Origin of the sequence: Methanosarcina siciliae T4/M (assembly GCF_000970085.1) — an archaeon.
Lineage (GTDB): Archaea > Halobacteriota > Methanosarcinia > Methanosarcinales > Methanosarcinaceae > Methanosarcina > Methanosarcina siciliae.
In genome coordinates, this window is record NZ_CP009506.1 from 1,720,389 (window position 1) to 1,736,945 (window position 16,557).

The window sequence follows — 16,557 nt, forward strand, 5'->3', positions numbered from 1 at the left end:
CCAGCTGTATATTTTAAAACAAATTAAATATTTTGGTTTGAAGGTTTTAAAGCAGATATTTAAAATTAATAATCAATTTTACAACTATCTTGTAAAACTTTAAACCTTCAACTATATGAGTTTACTATGACCTCAAATTTGTCTCGATTTGATATAAAATTAAATCAATGCCATAGATTTGTAAACAGCATCAATAGGGTCCTCATAAAACGAAATCTGGAACTTACTGAAAAGATCCGGCGGCACTGTAGCAATCTTGCCTGCAGAAGAAATCGGGATCATTACTCTTTTTGCTCCTGCATCAAGGCAGACCTGCAAAAGACCGGCAAGGTTTTCAAGTACACCTACAGAGCCTCCGATTGTCATGCTTCCTAGAATTGCGGTCTGTTCCTGAAGAGATCTTTCCAATGCTCCTGAGCAAAGGCTTATGAAGGCTGGAAGAGCAAGTTCTTCTGACATGCCAACTCCGTAGAGGTCCTGGACATGCAAAAAATAATCTTTTTCTTTTACAGAGATGCTCTGGCTTATGGATTTTGCATTGGCTTTGAAGTAATTGAAAGCTGTTTTTATGGATTCCTTGGTCTGAGAATTTGATCCTGTGCCTGATTTTTCGTATTTTCCCGAACCAGCAATTACCTGAACTTCAAACTTGTAAATCCCTATCTTGCCGGAGTCGGTAGCTGCAACAGCATAGGTTTCTCCGGGTTTTGTAATGCCTGAAGGGATTATTTTGTTCCCACCGCTTTCTGGAACGGACACGAAAGCTTCTTTCAGGTTTTCATTGTCAATGTAAGAGAAGTTGACATCAAAGAACTCGATCCCCCCAATTTTCTTGAGTTGTTCTTTTACACGCCTTCTTCCTGTGAGGGCGTACTCAAGAATCTCCTGTGCCTGTTCTCTGGTGATATTTTCATCCGGATAAATAAGTTTCATTAGGCCCGAGAAGGTTTTTTTAACAGCAATTACATCCCGCTGGTTCAGGTTGTTCCCTAGCTTAAAAAACCTGTTTATGGTGTCGGCGTAAGAGCGCTTTCGCATTTCCCTGAAGAATTCTGCAATATAGTCAACTATGAACCCGTACCTGTCCGTGAAGTGTTCAGGCCTGAATTTAGGGATTTCCCAACCAGGGATGTAATAGTGCATCCTGTCGAAAAAGGCGGTATCACTGTTCATGGCTTCAGGGAAGGGAGAGAACAGGTGTGAGGTCTTTAATAAGGACTCAATACTCTGGTTGACATTTCCAACAAAAACAATGGAAGCATTCGCATTCTTTTGCTCTTTTCCTCTGGCAAAAGAGCCGGAGGCCATGTAATCTTTGAGGATCTGTATTCCGTCCTTGTCTTTGAAACGGATTCCTGCGACTTCATCAAATGCCACAACATCCCAGTACCCAACAAGTCCTATCTGTCGGGTGGCCATGTTGTAGAAAAGATTTGCAACTGTGGTCTGTCCTCCGGACATCAGGATGGTATTCGGGGATATTTCCTTGTAAACATGAGATTTTCCTGTACTTTTCGGACCGAGCTCACAGAGGTTATAGTTATTTTCTACAAGAGGGACGAGCCTTTCGAGCATATGCCATTTTGTGGAAGCTTCGAGCTGGGTTGGTTCCATCCCGATGCTCCTCATAAGGACATCGATCCACTCATCTTTGGTGAAGTTCTTCCTTTCAACCAGGATCTCCTGGATGTTCACATTCGGGATCTGGATGGGCTTTAAACTGGATATAATGAATGGTGAAGAAGCTGATTCTGTTGAATACTCCATCTTGATCATGCACCAGATCCCGCCACCGAGAAGCTTGTCGTATTTTATGACATAATCAGAGTCGATCTCAATGCTTTTGAGCCCGAGATTGGAAAATGTGGCTTCGTATATGTCTCTCCTTTCATTGAGCATAACCGTGATTTTGTCAATAACCGTATAGTAGCCCGTCTCACGAATCCTCGACTTGATCTTTTCGGCTTCATCAGGCCGGACATAGTTCTGGGACAGGATATTTTTTACTATCTGGATGCCTTCCTGGATTACTTCTTCGTCCTCATCAGCACAGTAAGAGCCGAGCAGGTATTCCAGCACGTAGACAGGGACATTATGCCCGACCTTCAGCAGTTTTGTTAGGTCTTTTCGTACGACTCTGCCAGGAAAATGCTGGATTAATTTTCTGTCGGTTTCGAGGCTTGCTGTCTCAAGAGCTTCTTCGGTCATTTTATCCTGTCCCAATTAAATATCCTTACACTCTTTTTTATCCCTAATTTTTGTGCATAATTTACTTTTCAACTTAAAAATCATCAAAATCGCCAATCAGAAGGTCAAGTTCGAATGGAATCAGTGCAATATCTTTTATTTCAGCCGGGTCTTCATCAATCAGCCTGAGGTAATATGTTTTGTTTTCAAGATTGTTTCCGAGGGTGAGCATGATATTATACTGTCTTTCTTCGGGCTCATCGGATTCGTTATTGGCAATAATGATTTTTTCATCGCTGACCATTTTTTCCTGCCCACCATCAATATCCCATAGAGAAATTTTGATGGTGCGGGGTTTCATTTTATCGGTTACTTTTTCGGTCTGGAAAATCTTTACTTTAAATTTGCTGCTTGTAATCTTTTTCCGATCGTTTATTACTGAGACATTGACCTTACCGTGTTTGATACCTTTCTTATCAATAGTCTTTTCATTCCGCCTATGGTTATATGTCAGAACAGGAACGACAATCTCCTGGGGGGAGGCTCCACCATGCACGAAATTGAGTCCACCTCCCTGAAGTTTGAACCTGAGGTCTGCTTTAGGGACATAGGCAAAAAGGGGAGTATGGTCCTTCCCGAGCATATGGCGCATATCAAATCCGTGTATGTTATCCAGTGAATTATCCGTTGCAAATTCCTGGTCGCTCAGGATAAATCTTTTTGTTGTGTCAATTATGCGAGATTTGTCAAATAAAGAGGTATCCACTTTATCTGCATTTTCCATATCATCTCTTCTGTACAGGAAACCGTGATCTGCTGTGATAATTATGTTTGTGGTGTTTAAAGTATCACTCAAATGCTTGACAAGTTTCTTGACATCTAGAATTGTTTCTTCAACTGCACTGAAAACGCTATTTTCCGAAGACTGTTTATCCCCCGTTGAATCTATTTTATTGTGATATATGTAAAGGACTCTTTTTCCCTTGATGAGTTCTCTTGCCTCTTCCCGGCTGTACCTCATGAAATCTTCATAATTAAATGCAAGCGAATCTTTGTATTTACTCTGCAGGATTTTGTTCCTATTTTCAAGCCCTTCAGAACTTATGCCGTCTACAAAAATTTCTCTTCCTCTATATTCCAGAGCATTGTGGGGAAGTAAACTTGCCATTCCGAGCTTCGTGTATGAGGGTAAAACTCCTGCCATGTAGCTGAGTTCGGGAATTCCCCATGTATCTTTGTTAATGGTTTCAAAAAGTTCGGCGGCTGCTTCGTAGCGAAGTGCATCAGAAATAATAACTGCAACCCTGTTCCTGTCATCTTTTTGCAAGATCTTATTTACATGATGTTTGTAGAAATCCTTCTGGCTTTCTGCAAGCTCAATTTTCCACTGTCCATCGAGCTTGGAATCAATAAGGCTGCTCCATTTCAATAACAGTCTTCCGAGCAGCTTGTTGGTGTAAAGATCTTCGACCTGGGGCCTGAGGCTTTTCTTTAGGATATCCTTTTCCTGCTCTTTATCATAGTAATAGTAGAATTTCCTGTAGAGATAATCGATTTGATAGTAAGTCTTAGCATACGCTTTGAACAATTCATACAAGCTGGGAATGTTTTCAAGTGCGTCAGCTGCTTTTGGATTATCGTAATGTTCTTGGGCAAACTGGAAGAGCTTAACGGCATACTCAAGCGCATTGTATATATTCTCATACTCAGAAAACCAGTGCTTCGTCCGGCGGGTATCTATCCAGGAAAGATAGTTTTTGAAGTCCTCTTCTGTCGAATCTACAGGACTGTTCAGGGATTTGAGTATGTGAACTATTAGAGCTTTATCAAAGGTCTCAACAGCTTCGGCTTCAAGATATGTCTGTACATCTCTTTTATCAAGTGCTGCCTGCAGATTCTTTTCCAGGTCTTGGCCGTTTTCTTCAAGGATGTCCCTTGTATATTTCTCAAATGTTTTGGAATCCCGTGAGCTGTCCATCCAGTGCTTGAGGAAGATCTGGCACTCATTTTCTTTTCGATTCAGATACTGGTCATAACCTGAAAGGGAAATTCCGGAATACCGCTTTATGTGTGTGATCATGAAGCTAAGGAAAAGTTTCTTCAGGGTAGGATTTTTTGCCGAAAATCCAAAGTCCTCTTCTGTAAGTTCCCAGAAGTTCTCCTCCAGTCCGAACTTTGAGATGTTCTCCCATACCGGGTTTTCAGCTTCATCCAGGGACCTGAGCATGATGTCTCTTATAATCTGTTTGAATTCAGGAGCCTGCGTTTTTGAAAAAACAGCCAGCATGCCCAGAATAAACTCTTTTTCACGCCAGTCTTTCTGATAGAGCTTCTTTAAAGGCTGGACTCTTTCTTTCTGGTTTCCAAAGAATTTCTCATATTTAGTGAAGAATTCGTCCAGTTCATGCCCGTCAATCTCAAACTCGCTCTTGATGTCTGAAATCCGGCTGTTTTCGAATCTGGATGAGTAAAGCTGGATATCAAAAAGCCAGTTTGCTTCGTGTACTCTTTCTTTGTCCGGGCAATAGATAAGGTAATTTGACTCCGGGTCTTTGATTTCAAGGAGTTTTTTAGTCTCAAAATAGTTATTGTCAAGGATATGGAATTTGATGTCTTTTTCTTTCAGGAACTGGATTATTTCTTCAAGCTCCTCTCCAGGAGCCTGCTTCTCCTGGTCCCAGGCGGTTTTGTCTCTGTCGTACCAGAAGACTATTTTTCTTTTCTCATAGTCTTTGAGTTCTGAAGGAGAAAATTTTTTGAGTATACTACTGCTGGTTTTTTCTACGTTGACCATGAAAATCCATATCCTGCTGTTAGTCTGGAAGGGCTCAATTGAGAACTACAGATTTAGAGACTTTATCCCTGAAATACTCTTTGATTTTTAAAAAATTTTGCTAATTTTATGGATGAAAGGACGCTTAATATCCTTTTCAGATATATCCTTTTCTCATAATCTGTTAGTTTTAAGGAATAAAATTATGAGACCAGTTTTTTATATCACTGTTTGAAATTCAGTACCATATGATTTATTTCTTAATTGGCCATAAAAGATGGGCAGTTTTGCTTATTCTTTGTCCTTTTTATGTTCTTTTTATATCCCTTTTACGTCCCTTTTGTCCCCAGGAAATCTCTCCTTTTTTACCTACAACTCCTGATAGATCATATTCTATTTCTTTTCCGATAGTGCCAATCTGTTTAAATATTTTTAATGAGGCTAATTTTCCCAAATCCCGGGAAGCCGTTCTCTTAATTGTGTTGGGTATATTATACAGTAATTTTGAATCTTCTCTATTCCGCTACCCCTTACTCTATTAATTATGGAATAAGCTCTTCCAGTTCCCATACAAGAAATCCATCACCTTCCAGGTGTTTTCTGCCTTTGACCTTTCTGGCTACTATCCCTACTTTCAATTTTTGACCCGATATTCCTCTTACTAATTTTGTTTTATCGAGTGTTAACTCCAGAATCTCTCTTGCCTCGCTCTCATCCAGTTCTTTATTCTTGACTTCAATTGCCAGGACTTTTTTCCCCTCGTGGTCTATTCCAAGAATATCAATCTCATCCCCCTTTCGGTTCCACCAGCTCCCAATATCCGGATAATCGTTTATCAGCTTTTCAACCAGCAGTTCACGAACAATATCTTCGAATATCTTGCCCGTATAACTCTGCCATTCCTTCCGGACCTTTTCCAGCATGGGAGAATAATTGCCTGCCATATACTGGCTGTACACAGGATATACGAAGCGGCCATAGAACCTGAAGAAATTATCCTTCAGGAAATACCGTCCTCTCTTGCTTTTTTCAGGCCTGTCCATGACAGGTATCCGGTGTTCCACTACTCCCAGCAGGTCTATGAGGTCGTAAAAATATGATGACAATGAGCTAGAAGAGACATGTGTCAGATCCGAGATCTCGCTCATCGAGCATTTTCCCTGTGATATTGCTGAAATTATCTCGTAATATGTGGAGTGCTCCTTTCCAAATTCTTCAATCAGAATGTCCCTCACTTCATTTTTAAGGGGTGCAAACTCGCTGAATATCAGCTTCTCAAGGGCATCGTCAAATCCTGTGCACTGATACTTTTCAAACAGGCGATAGTAATAGATCGTCCCTCCGAAAAGGAAGTACAGATTCAGTTTTTCTTCCGGATCTTTTATGCCCATGTCATCGAGCATCTCAAATGTCTCAGGGACCGTAAAGGGCTTTATAGTCAGTATATTATCGGCACGTTTGAAGAGTGGAGCCTGTTCTTCAATGAAGATTTTTCTTATCATGCCAATCGAAGACCCGGATACGATAAGAAAGACCCTGCAATTATCCGGCTTCATGTCCCAGTACCGCTGCAGTTGAGTAATGAAAGAAGGGTACACTTTCCGGAACCTCTGGAATTCGTCAATCGCTATTATCAGGTCCCTGTCATAAGAAGTGACGAATTTGAGGAAATTCTCCGGTTCATCGACTTTTATGTAATCCGGCAGGTCCAGTTTCTCCTTTAAAAGTCGGTCGAACTCGTCCATCAGGATGTCAATGCTCTTGTTGCTGTCAACAAAAAGGTAAAGTGCTTTCCTGTTCCCTGTGAACTGCTTGATCAGCTCGGTTTTCCCTACCCTTCTCTTCCCGGTTATGACGAGAAAAGATGGTTTCCCCTGATCGAGCAGTTCCATAAGTTCAAGCTCTTTCTGCCGGTTGTAGAATTGCATAATGATTACTTTTGTAATCATTATATTTATAATCATTCTTGCGGGAACTTTGGGTTTGTTTAAAGCACAAAAAACGTTTATGCGGCACGTTTATAATCTGACTGTACTTGCAGGTTTCCTTGTCCGTTTCTGAATATACGATTCAATTACATTATTAATTAATTATATTTCATATTAGATACTGATCCGTGTGGTGAAAAGTACCCACTCGACCAGAAACCTTAAACTGGGACATCTTCCAAAGAGAGATTTTTTATAGCACAGAGGAAATCTCTTAATCATGGAAGAAACGTACAGGTTTTCAGCTGTTGTCCATAATGAAGGAAAATGGTATGTCTCCTGGTGTCCGGAACTTGACATCGCAAGCCAGGGTGAAACAATTGAAGAAGCCATTGAGAACCTGAAGGAAGCAATTGAACTCTATCTCGAAGACGAGGATGTCAAAATTCCTGCAGCCAGACAGGTTTTTACCACAACGGTAGAGGTCTCTTCCCATGCCAAAACTTCCCACCCCGTCAGCTCTTGAGGTCATCAAGGTTCTCAACAACCAGGGTTTTCAGGTCATATCTCAGAAGGGCAGCCACATAAAAATGAAAAAGAAGGCTCCGGATAAAACGTTCGTTGTTATTGTCCCGAACCATCCAGAAATTGCGGCAGGGACATTGAAATCGATAATCCGGCAAGCCGGGATGACCGATGACGAGTTCATCAAGCTTCTGTAATCAAAAAATGAAGGGTTAGAACTTTTGTGTTAAGAATTCAATTACCTCTTCATCGGATTTATTGTGAAGTCTTTTGCGTGATTATGCCGTCTTTGTCCCCTTTATGTCCCCTTTATGTCCTCTTTGTCCCCTTTAGATGAGGTCTCTTTTTTCACTTACGGCCCCCGATAAAAAATATTCTGTTCCTTTCCCTGTAGTGCCGATTTGTTCAAATATTTTTAAAGAAACTAATTCTGCCATGTCTCGAGAAGCCGTTCTCTTAATTGTGTTTGATATTTCCTGATATTCTTTATTCGTTATTTTTTCCTTCTCTTTTACATAAAGTACAGCCTTGATCTGTCTCTCGTTTATTCCGAGTCCTCTGAGATATTCTTCATTGAAAATCCCTTTCCTGAAAATTACCCTGAAACCCTGAGACTCTTCAAAAACCGGCTCAGGAAGCCCTGCTTCTCTACAGTAATTTTGAATTTTCTCGATTCCGCTGCCCCACTGCTCGATTATCTTCGTATCGAAGAAAACTTCTGCTGTCCCCTTGTTCCTCAATTTCGAAGCGTGAGGCTGTCAAATTCATCACATGGCTTGTGATGAATTAGCTGGTTTTCATCCAATGCACCTTTTCCAGTATTTTGATCTGGTTTCATTCTGCGTCTTCAAGTGCTTCTTTATCTAAAAGTGCCTTCCCTTTAGTCGTCAGGCGGTATTTCTGCCTGTTGCTTGTGGGTTTTTCCGGAATCGTCATTTCAATTAATTCTGCATTGAGGGCAGGGTGGAGATAATTATCTCTGAATGTAGGTCGATGCTTAATATTCAAAGTACTGCGGAGGTCAGAGGGGGATTTTTCTCCGTCTTTAAGTGCCAATAACAATCTTTGAACTTGGTCATATGACTGGGTCGGTAACTGGGTCGATGACTGGATCGGTGACTGGGTCGGTGACTGAGTCGGTAACCGGACACTGACTTCGACCTTACCTGAATAGCTTTCTTTGGGTAGTACAATGGATTCTTTCAGATGGACAATGAACCTTACCCGCATTCCCACTTCAATTATCTCCGGTTCAGGAAGACCGAGAGCCTCTGCTTCTTTGAACATACGGCTAACCCCGCTGCCCCATTGCTCTATCAGGCTCAGTTCCCGGAAAACGCGAGCTATTACATGGTTTCGTATCTTTGATACGCCCTGCAGCATGTCCTCAACCGTCATTCCCGGAAGCAGGATTCCAGGGTTCTCTATTTCGATGCGGTCATCAAAAAAAGCAATCCTGATAGGAGCTCCCCTTTGTGAATAATCCGCGTGAACAACGGCATTGACCACGGCTTCCCGCAGGATTGTCAGGGGAATGCTCCAGATATCTTTGCGCCTGAGTTCGGAAAAATCCGCTCCTCGCATGGCATGCTTTTTGAGAAATTCCATTACCCTTTCAACTGCTATTGGCAGATGCTCATGGATTTCAATATGATCGAAAATATCCGCCTTGTCCTTTCCTATAAACCGCCCGCATTGGATCCATGCATCGGGAAAGATCAGCTCCCTATCCTTGCCGAACAGCAGCATCCCGCCCACAGTAGGGACAAGGTGTCCCTGGTGTTTGGTTACTAGGCGCAGGGACTCCAGGTCCTTTTCCGCAAGCTTACGTTTCCGTTCAAAGCAAGCCGCTGCAGCGTCAAAATCAAGGTCGTCTACCGTCCTGTCAGGAAGAACCTGTTCGTCAAAAGACTTACCCTCAGCAGTGCGCTTAAGCTCTGCAATGAGTTCCCTGTCCGCCTTTCTGTTAGTGGAACCCAGCCGGACATAAACTCCATTATCCGGCCCTTCTTTTTTCAGCCAGTGAGGCCTGGAGCCGCTTGGATAGACCTCCACCCCAAGAAATGTTTTATCTTCAAAAGAGATCAGCTCCACGTTAGGCACCAGGCGAGGCTCGATATTGTCAGCAATCAGGCTGCATACCCGCTCTTCTTCGTCCAGCGGGTTCTCAACGCCCAAAACTTCTCTTGAATCGTCCTCCACCCCTATAAACAAGCGTCCTCCTGCGGTATTGGCAAAAGCTACCAGCGTTTTAAGTATATTTCTGGGCGAGGACAGGTCCTGCTTGAACTCCAGCGTTTTGCCTTCGGGCCTGGAGAGCAGTTGAGCAATTGAGTGAGTCATTTCTTCTCCATCCGGTCAGCTCTACTAACTCTTATAAGGATCATACCTCCTTTTGCGTTGGCAAAAGCTACAGCTGATTTTGCGGTTCTGTCATCGAATTTTTCTTTGAATTCAAGGGTTTCGGATTCGCCGGAATTGATAGGGGATTGAAGGTTCATTGCACCCTATTCCTTATTTTTCTGTAATTTAGTGCGGCTTGCGCGTCTTTGGTGCGTCTTTGGTGCGTCTTTAGTGCGGTTTTTGCGGTATTAATGCGGTATTAATGCGGTTTTTGCGGTATTAATGCGGTATCATTGTGGCTTGAGCTCAGGATTTATAGTGTAGTGGGTTCCCCTTCCCCTGCTCCCTATCTTTTCAAAGATTCCTTTCTCAACGAGGTCTTTGAGTTCCATTGTCGCAAGCCGTTCTTTAACTTCACATATTTCCTGATATTCCTTATTGGTAATCTTTCCCTTCTCTTTTACATGGAGTACAGCCTTAATTTGCCTTTCATTAAGACCGATATTCCTAAGATATTCTTCATTTAAAATCCCTTTTTTGAAGATCACACGAAAACCCTGATACTCTTCAAAAACTGGCTCCTGAACCCCTGCTTCCTTACAGTAACTTATCATTTTTTCAATGCCGCTGCCCCACTGCTCTATTATTCTGGTGTCAAAGAATACTTCTGCTATTCCTTTGTTCCTCAGTTTCGAGGCATGAGGCTTGAAAAGGTCTTCCATTGTAAGGCCGAGAGGCAGCCCTCCAGGACTCCATACTATCAGTTCATTTTCATAGATCCGGATCTCAATATGAGCCAGAGCTGTATAGTCCCTGTGACAAATCGCATTTACAACAGCTTCTCTGATAGCTTCTAACGGGTAGTCCCAGACCTCTTCTCTCTCTGGCTTTCCAGTCATTACGAATTTAACGCTGGTATTTTTTCTGACAAAACCCATTGCCTCTTCGATCTGATCAAAGAGCGTACCCTCAATCAGCCGGTCATCAATTACAAGAGTCTGGTCCTTGAACCGTCCACAATGGATTACAGCCTGGGAGAGAAAACGCCTCCCATCCTTGCAAAACAATAATCCTGCAGCCCAGGTAGGTTTCCCATCTTTTACAAGCTCCATTTTTTCGAGCACCTGGACAGGGTCTTCCTCTTCTCCGAATCCTTTCCTTCCGGAAACTCTTGCCTTTCGGATATATCTGCTGACTTTTCCAAGGTCAAGATCTTCAAGAGACTTTCCAGCCGCTGGAAACCTATCCCAGCTCATTCCGGTAGATTGCAGGTGCATCTCTGCAATTTCCTGCGAATTCATACTCCGATTGCTGTTATTTACCCGTTTGAAGCACCTGCCCCGGACAGATACAGGTTTTATGGGATATTCTGGGATTTTTACCGCTACAACCTTCTTTCCCTCAAATTCAAGTACCTCTATCTCAGAGATTAGCTGTGGCTCGGTTTTGTCTGATACCTGGTTTGCCCATTTTGCCAGGGTCTCTTTCCCAATATCTACTCCAGTGATATTTCCTTTGTCAGAAACCCCAATAAGGATCATTCCGCCTTTCGCATTGGCAAAAGCTACAGCTGATTCTACGGTTCTGTCATCGAATTTCTCTTTGAATTCGAGGGTTTCGGATTCGCCGGATTTAATGAGGTTTTGGAGATTCATTTTATACTTCTCACGTTAAAACACATTAGATGTATGTATTGAAAATCAAACAATTAACAATTACTTAATATACTATGAACTCTTCCGTATGCTTTTTCCTCATCAGTTTCATGCGTTTGGGCACATAATACGTTAATTATTTTTTCGACACGTTCTGAATACCATTCAGAGGATCCTACATCAGAAAGTAAGTTATTATCAGTATCAAAAGTGTCTTGGATGTTTTTATTTTTTAGGCATGCAGCAAAATAACTGAGCATGCCTTTTAAATTCTCGTAGTCACTATAAGAATACCAATAATTAGCGTTTGCATAAGATATTGCGCAGCATTCAATCGCAAAAGAAGAAACTGAAAAGTTATACTGTTTTTTTATATACTTCAAAATCCTTACAATATTTTTGAAATTATAATTTTTTTGTGCTAATTCATTAATTAATTTTATATCTTGTTGTGGATTTGTAAGTATCCATCCGTTATTAAGGTCTCCCTTTGGAATATCATAAAAAAACACTCCTGGCTGTAAAGTACTTTCAAATATACCAGCTGGAACCAAGTCAATGTTTATATCTTTACTTTCAATCCGTGCGGTTATTGCCTGACCGTTCCTCTCTGGCGCTGTTCCTCCATAACTTTCTACAACTTCAGTCACAATTCCTTTAAGCCAATTCAACGTTTTTGCAGGACTAACTCCGCTCCCATCTGATTTCTTGTATTTTTCATCATATTTATGGTTTGGATTATTTTTCCCTACCCCATTTCCTACTATTTGCCCATTTTGAGTAAATTGGCCTCCATAGGAATCAATCACAACAAGAACATCATACTCATCAACGTTTGAAACTTTTGTTCCTTTGAAGTAACTTCCAAAATATAAGAATGGCTGAGGTCCATAAAGAACAGGTTCATTTACTCTTTGTTCAATTTTACTTTTGATTCTATCAAGAAACCAATCTCTGCTCTTTGCGGATTCAGAAATATCTGTCCGACTTAATGAAATTTCATCCTTAATGAATTTATTAATAAGTTTATTCATGTCCGCCATAAAATTCCCCATTAAGTGTTTAGCTCTTCCTCAGTGTATAATTCCTCTCCAGCTTGGAAACCTTTTAGAGATTTAACATAATCGCTTTTATTTGTAGGAAAAGAATTTGCAGCAAGGTTGATTTCAGCAATCTCTAAAGATAATTCCTCTATTTTTTCAATTATCTGATTCTCACTTAGCACTCCATCCAATATGTATGAGTTAATTCGATCACATTTTTTAGCCAAGTCAAGATAGCTACTAGCAACAGTTCTATGACCGTCTATTTGAGGACATAAATTAAAATATTCTCTAACTGCAACAAGTAAAGCTCCGGTAAATGCTATAAACGCCCCAATATATTTCGCAAAATCCGTATCATTTTCAAAAATTAGATAAAAAAATACTGAACCAGTAAAAATATTCAGTATAACTATAATGGCACCGACTATGTTATTGACTTTTTCTTTTCTATCTGCTGCATTAAAATGCTTTTTCTTGCCAAGTAAAGCATCAACTCTTATTTTTTTTATTTGTTTTACTGTGTGCTCAAGTGACATAGATTCCTCTTAATTTTTTCTTAATAGGTCAAAAACGGAAGATGTTGAAGTTTATATCTTTGCAACTAATCCCTTAAATTTCTCATAATTCACCTTAACCCCATCATCCAGATCAATCTCAATCATCTGATCCGCTTTATTCTTTAGAAGTTCATCATACTTAACGAGCTCATTGATCTTTTTATTAAGTTTAGCAAGTTCTGACTCGGCTTTTCCACTATTCTTGGAATTCTCAGTAATTTCTTTTTCCAGAAGCGACCTCTGAGCATCCAGCTTCGACTCAAAGTCCAGCAGATAATCGATCCTCATCTTCGCCAGGGTAGTTTTTTCGTACCTGTGCATGTAAACGAGCGCATTGAACACTTTTCCTTTTTCTGAAGAAGTAAAGAGCCAGTAAATAGGCCTTTTCTTATACATCTTCAGGTGATCGCTGTAGAAATCCTTCAGGAAATAGTTTCGGATAACTTTTTCAGGAGTTTCAGCCTTCTTTGAAAGTGCCCCTGCAATAAAGTCAAGATTTTCTGAAAGCGTCTCCGCCCCGAAAGTTAACTTCAAGAACTCTTTGAACCTGCCTACGATGTCGTCCGTGTAATATTCGTCATCGAGGATCGGAATGATATTGTCTTCGTCCGGCAGGAAAGAAGCCTCAGGTACTTTTTCTTTAAAATCAGCCAGCTTTTCTCCCTGATTTGCAAGAATCAGTCCTTCTTTTTCTGGTGAGTATCTTCCGAACATGCAGCCGACAGCATAAGAAATTAATTCTTTGATTGTATCTGTCAGTAGCAGAGCTTCAAGTTCCTTTTCTGTTTTGTTGTTGCCATATCGATAATATGGATTGCAGGTTAGAGTGATTTCAGAAAGTGGAATCTCGGGGGTTAATTCGCCCTGCAATCCATAGGCCTCGATGAAAATACGGTTATTTTCTTCTTCCAGTCGCTGCATTTCAAGAGTCATTTCTTGCCAGTGGGTGCAGAGGTTGGTGTAAGTTTCCTTCAAGGTTGGTTGGTGGTATTCCGATTTTAATAATGGAAAGGTGGTGAAGCCACAGGAGATTTCGTAGGAGTCCCAATCTTGCTTACTAAAATCAACAAGATAGCTCACATTGTTTGTAATAGTTTCATTTTTTATTTGTGCCCTAGGCACATTGATAACATCTCCAACCTGTAAAACTAAGGTTGGATTAAGGATTTTATATACTTCTTTTGATATCTTGGAGGACAACATTCCCAATACATAATAAATGTCATTCTCGTCGTTTTGTTTGGGAAATATCGAAGTTCCAGCAGTTTCATAAGTTGCTGATGAAGGTAAAAGTCTAAAACCAACATTTTCACTTGAAGTGATTCTACTCCAAGTAATTCCTTCTTTGTACCAATATTTTTTATTTAAAAGCCTTGCTACCTTGTCTTTTGAATAGTGATTACGTGTTTCAGGCAACCAGTTAATTAGATGTATAATATTTCCGTACCATCTGCGGAATTCTCCCCCCTTTGCACAGGGGAGCCACTTGAAATCCTCTCTATTTTCTATAAATGTGGTGTTTTTGGATACTTCCCATAAGAATCTCATGTATTTCTCATTGTCACCTGTTTTGTTAGCTCCATCGGAGAAAAAGGTTTCACTTAATGGCGGTAAATTCGAAAAAGCATTCCTCATACTTTTGCTCGTCCAATAAGCAATCGGCGAACCAGGGATTTTCAGGAAGTCGGCGGCGGAGGCGCGGAAGAACCAGCCACAGTCAGGATCTTGAATGGCTTCTAATGCTTTTAAGGGCTGTAAATCTGCACCATAAAATTTCTGTAGGTCTATAAATGAACCTTTAAAATTACTTAAATCTCTTGTAAAGAGAGTAAAACCACAGATTGTTACATAGGCTGAATCGAAAAAAGCATGAAATTCAGGGCGTACTAGAGTCGTAAGGGTACATTTTGCAAAAATATTATGGCGAAGCTTTTCAAACGAACTGAGGAACATCCAATTGAAAGGGGTCATCATACCTATGAAACCGCCTTTTTGCGCCATTTCCATAATCCGTTCAATAAAAGCTGAAAATAGATCCGATTTCGTATCAGTATAATATTTCTGAAGGAAATTTTTTAGATCGGAATTAATTCCCTTGTTCCCCATATAAGGCGGGTTGGCTATAACCGCATGATATTTCGGGTTGAGATAATCAGCCTGATTCAGAGTCTGCATAACTTTCTGATGAGTTGAAAGTTGGGAGAGGTTACCTGAAAGGTTTTTAGCCCCCAGCAGGTGCAAAAGATCTGATACATCCTTTGAAGTTGGGTGGATAAGTGAACCGAAATTGCCAGCCTCAGCAAATTGGAGTAGAGTTGCTCTATGGGCGCTGGTAAAAAGGTCACGTCCGACTGCATCTATGTAAGCATTGAGTTCTCCTTCCTCAAAAGCGACATTTTCCAGCATACAGATATTGGGCTGAACCTGCTTTCTGAAAAAGTGGCGGTCTTTTCCCCTTGCCTTCATGGTCAGCGCAAAGCCTGCAAGTTCTCCTGCTCGCTTATCGATCTCGATCCCATAAAGGTTGTGGGTCAGGATCATTTCCGGGATCTCGGAAGGAGTGTATCCTTCTTCTTCGTAAATAGCATACAGTAAATCAAAAGCATAAACAAGCATGTGTCCTGAACCGCAGGCAGGGTCGCAAATCTTGATCTCTTCAGGAGAATTGATTTTCAAAAAATCGGTTTCCTGCTGTTCCGGTTTTACGTAATAATCCATCCGGTCAACAAGGCAGGATCCCGGACGGTTTAGCATCCAAAGGCGGCCCAGGGAATTTTCCACAAGATAACGGACAATCCAGTGAGGGGTAAAAAGCTGAGTAACAGCAGGGATGTTTTCCTTGCTGATTTTGATATTCTTCTTCAGGTCGGCAAAGACTTTGTCCTTCTTTGGAGCAATATAATCTTGGTAGATCCAGCCAATGATTTCAACTTCTTTCCAGTCCTCTTCAGGGATGATTGAATTCAGGTCGTGCAGGACAGAGCCTGTATGGAGAAGCTTGTCAGGGAAAAGGAGTTCGGTATAGTCTTCGATTTTCTCAAAGAGGAAAGGCATTATTTTGTTCAGGTAATTGCAGAGTTTGAGGATCAGGTATTTGTAAAGCTCTTCATCTTTGTTTTCGGCTTTGAGATCAAGCACTAAATCCCGGTTGAGGTCGAGAAAATCAAGTTTCAGAACGTTTGTGAGAAGGTCGGGTTCGGGTTTATTCGGATCTGTTGAGGTAAAAACTTTGATCTGGTCCGGAAGGCAGCCGTTCATCTCCATGAACTTGAGGGCTACAAGACGATTGAACCAGGTATAGGTAACTTCTTCCATGACCTGCTCGTAGCCTTTTTCCTTAATCTGCTTAACAAGCTGGGAGCGCTGGTTTTTGATTTTTGAATTAAAGACGCTGCCGTTGATGACAACTGAGTCCGGGTGCTCTTCTACGGAGTGGATTTCTTTGGGAAATATTCCATAGTGGCCTGCCTGGCTTTTTACTTCTTCATTTAACTTGTTGCGAACCTTGTTTGAGAATTCTATTATTGCTGATTTATCCATTTT

At 41.1% G+C, this 16,557-nt stretch carries 12 protein-coding genes and 1 pseudogene; 2 read left to right on the forward strand and 11 right to left on the reverse strand.

All coding sequences use genetic code 11. The features are described 5' to 3' along the window. Positions 1-159: 159 nt before the first annotated feature. The 4 genes from brxL to MSSIT_RS07380 form a co-directional block, all read right to left on the reverse strand. Positions 160-2,208, reverse strand: a complete 2,049-nt coding sequence (gene brxL / locus MSSIT_RS07370) for a protease Lon-related BREX system protein BrxL (protein ID WP_048171269.1) — start codon at positions 2,206-2,208, stop codon at positions 160-162. A 73-nt stretch (positions 2,209-2,281) separates the two neighbouring features. Beyond that, the gene (gene pglZ, locus MSSIT_RS07375; RefSeq protein ID WP_048171271.1) at positions 2,282-4,981 is read right to left on the reverse strand and encodes a BREX-1 system phosphatase PglZ type A; all 2,700 of its coding nucleotides are present in this window, start codon (positions 4,979-4,981) and stop codon (positions 2,282-2,284) included. Between the two features lie 286 nt (positions 4,982-5,267). After that, positions 5,268-5,414: a hypothetical protein gene (locus MSSIT_RS23025; RefSeq protein WP_156158813.1), complete on the reverse strand. Its 147-nt coding sequence runs from the start codon at positions 5,412-5,414 to the stop codon at positions 5,268-5,270. Between the two features lie 88 nt (positions 5,415-5,502). Then, positions 5,503-6,909, reverse strand: a complete 1,407-nt coding sequence (locus MSSIT_RS07380; RefSeq protein WP_231590466.1) for an ATP-binding protein — start codon at positions 6,907-6,909, stop codon at positions 5,503-5,505. A gap of 259 nt (positions 6,910-7,168) precedes the next feature. Between MSSIT_RS07380 and MSSIT_RS07385 the strand changes: the two genes are divergently transcribed. Both MSSIT_RS07385 and MSSIT_RS07390 read left to right on the forward strand, forming a co-directional pair. Further along, a complete protein-coding gene (locus MSSIT_RS07385) occupies positions 7,169-7,414 on the forward strand; it encodes a type II toxin-antitoxin system HicB family antitoxin (protein WP_011022341.1) in 246 nt (81 codons plus the stop codon). Beyond that, positions 7,383-7,610, forward strand: coding sequence for a type II toxin-antitoxin system HicA family toxin (locus MSSIT_RS07390; RefSeq protein WP_048171276.1), 228 nt, complete (start codon positions 7,383-7,385; stop codon positions 7,608-7,610). The genes MSSIT_RS07385 and MSSIT_RS07390 overlap by 32 nt, the downstream gene beginning before the upstream one ends. 132 nt (positions 7,611-7,742) lie before the next feature. On the opposite strand, the pseudogene MSSIT_RS07395 reads toward MSSIT_RS07390, so the two are convergent. From MSSIT_RS07395 to pglX, 7 genes and pseudogenes are all read right to left on the reverse strand, one after another. Continuing rightward, positions 7,743-8,156, reverse strand: a pseudogene (locus tag MSSIT_RS07395) (ATP-binding protein); the annotation flags it as partial. Between the two features lie 91 nt (positions 8,157-8,247). Next, positions 8,248-9,756: an AlbA family DNA-binding domain-containing protein gene (locus tag MSSIT_RS07400; protein ID WP_048171278.1), complete on the reverse strand. Its 1,509-nt coding sequence runs from the start codon at positions 9,754-9,756 to the stop codon at positions 8,248-8,250. Beyond that, complete coding sequence (locus MSSIT_RS07405; RefSeq protein ID WP_048171280.1) at positions 9,753-9,914, reverse strand: AlbA family DNA-binding domain-containing protein; 162 nt, start codon at positions 9,912-9,914, stop codon at positions 9,753-9,755. Before MSSIT_RS07405 ends, MSSIT_RS07400 begins: the two co-directional genes overlap by 4 nt. A gap of 132 nt (positions 9,915-10,046) precedes the next feature. Then, positions 10,047-11,411 (reverse strand): AlbA family DNA-binding domain-containing protein, encoded by a 1,365-nt coding sequence (locus MSSIT_RS07410; protein ID WP_048171282.1) that lies wholly within the window; start codon positions 11,409-11,411, stop codon positions 10,047-10,049. A 53-nt stretch (positions 11,412-11,464) separates the two neighbouring features. Beyond that, entirely contained in the window at positions 11,465-12,454 is a 990-nt protein-coding gene (locus MSSIT_RS07415; protein ID WP_048174589.1) for a hypothetical protein, read from the reverse strand. A gap of 11 nt (positions 12,455-12,465) precedes the next feature. Further along, the gene (locus MSSIT_RS07420; protein ID WP_048171284.1) at positions 12,466-12,993 is read right to left on the reverse strand and encodes an SLATT domain-containing protein; all 528 of its coding nucleotides are present in this window, start codon (positions 12,991-12,993) and stop codon (positions 12,466-12,468) included. 51 nt (positions 12,994-13,044) lie between these two features. Beyond that, positions 13,045-16,554, reverse strand: coding sequence for a BREX-1 system adenine-specific DNA-methyltransferase PglX (gene pglX, locus MSSIT_RS07425; protein WP_048171286.1), 3,510 nt, complete (start codon positions 16,552-16,554; stop codon positions 13,045-13,047). Positions 16,555-16,557 lie beyond the last annotated feature (3 nt).

Bases quoted from the DNA above. Each gene is read 5' to 3' on its own strand.
- brxL (WP_048171269.1), bottom strand. From the start codon at position 2,208: ATGACCGAAGAAGCTCTTGAGACAGCAAGCCTCGAAACCGACAGAAAA.
- pglZ (WP_048171271.1), bottom strand. From the start codon at position 4,981: ATGGTCAACGTAGAAAAAACCAGCAGTAGTATACTCAAAAAATTTTCT.
- MSSIT_RS07380 (WP_231590466.1), bottom strand. From the start codon at position 6,909: ATGATTACAAAAGTAATCATTATGCAATTCTACAACCGGCAGAAAGAG.
- MSSIT_RS07385 (WP_011022341.1), top strand. From the start codon at position 7,169: ATGGAAGAAACGTACAGGTTTTCAGCTGTTGTCCATAATGAAGGAAAA.
- MSSIT_RS07390 (WP_048171276.1), top strand. From the start codon at position 7,383: ATGCCAAAACTTCCCACCCCGTCAGCTCTTGAGGTCATCAAGGTTCTC.
- MSSIT_RS07400 (WP_048171278.1), bottom strand. From the start codon at position 9,756: ATGACTCACTCAATTGCTCAACTGCTCTCCAGGCCCGAAGGCAAAACG.
- MSSIT_RS07405 (WP_048171280.1), bottom strand. From the start codon at position 9,914: ATGAACCTTCAATCCCCTATCAATTCCGGCGAATCCGAAACCCTTGAA.
- MSSIT_RS07410 (WP_048171282.1), bottom strand. From the start codon at position 11,411: ATGAATCTCCAAAACCTCATTAAATCCGGCGAATCCGAAACCCTCGAA.
- MSSIT_RS07415 (WP_048174589.1), bottom strand. From the start codon at position 12,454: ATGGCGGACATGAATAAACTTATTAATAAATTCATTAAGGATGAAATT.
- MSSIT_RS07420 (WP_048171284.1), bottom strand. From the start codon at position 12,993: ATGTCACTTGAGCACACAGTAAAACAAATAAAAAAAATAAGAGTTGAT.
- pglX (WP_048171286.1), bottom strand. From the start codon at position 16,554: ATGGATAAATCAGCAATAATAGAATTCTCAAACAAGGTTCGCAACAAG.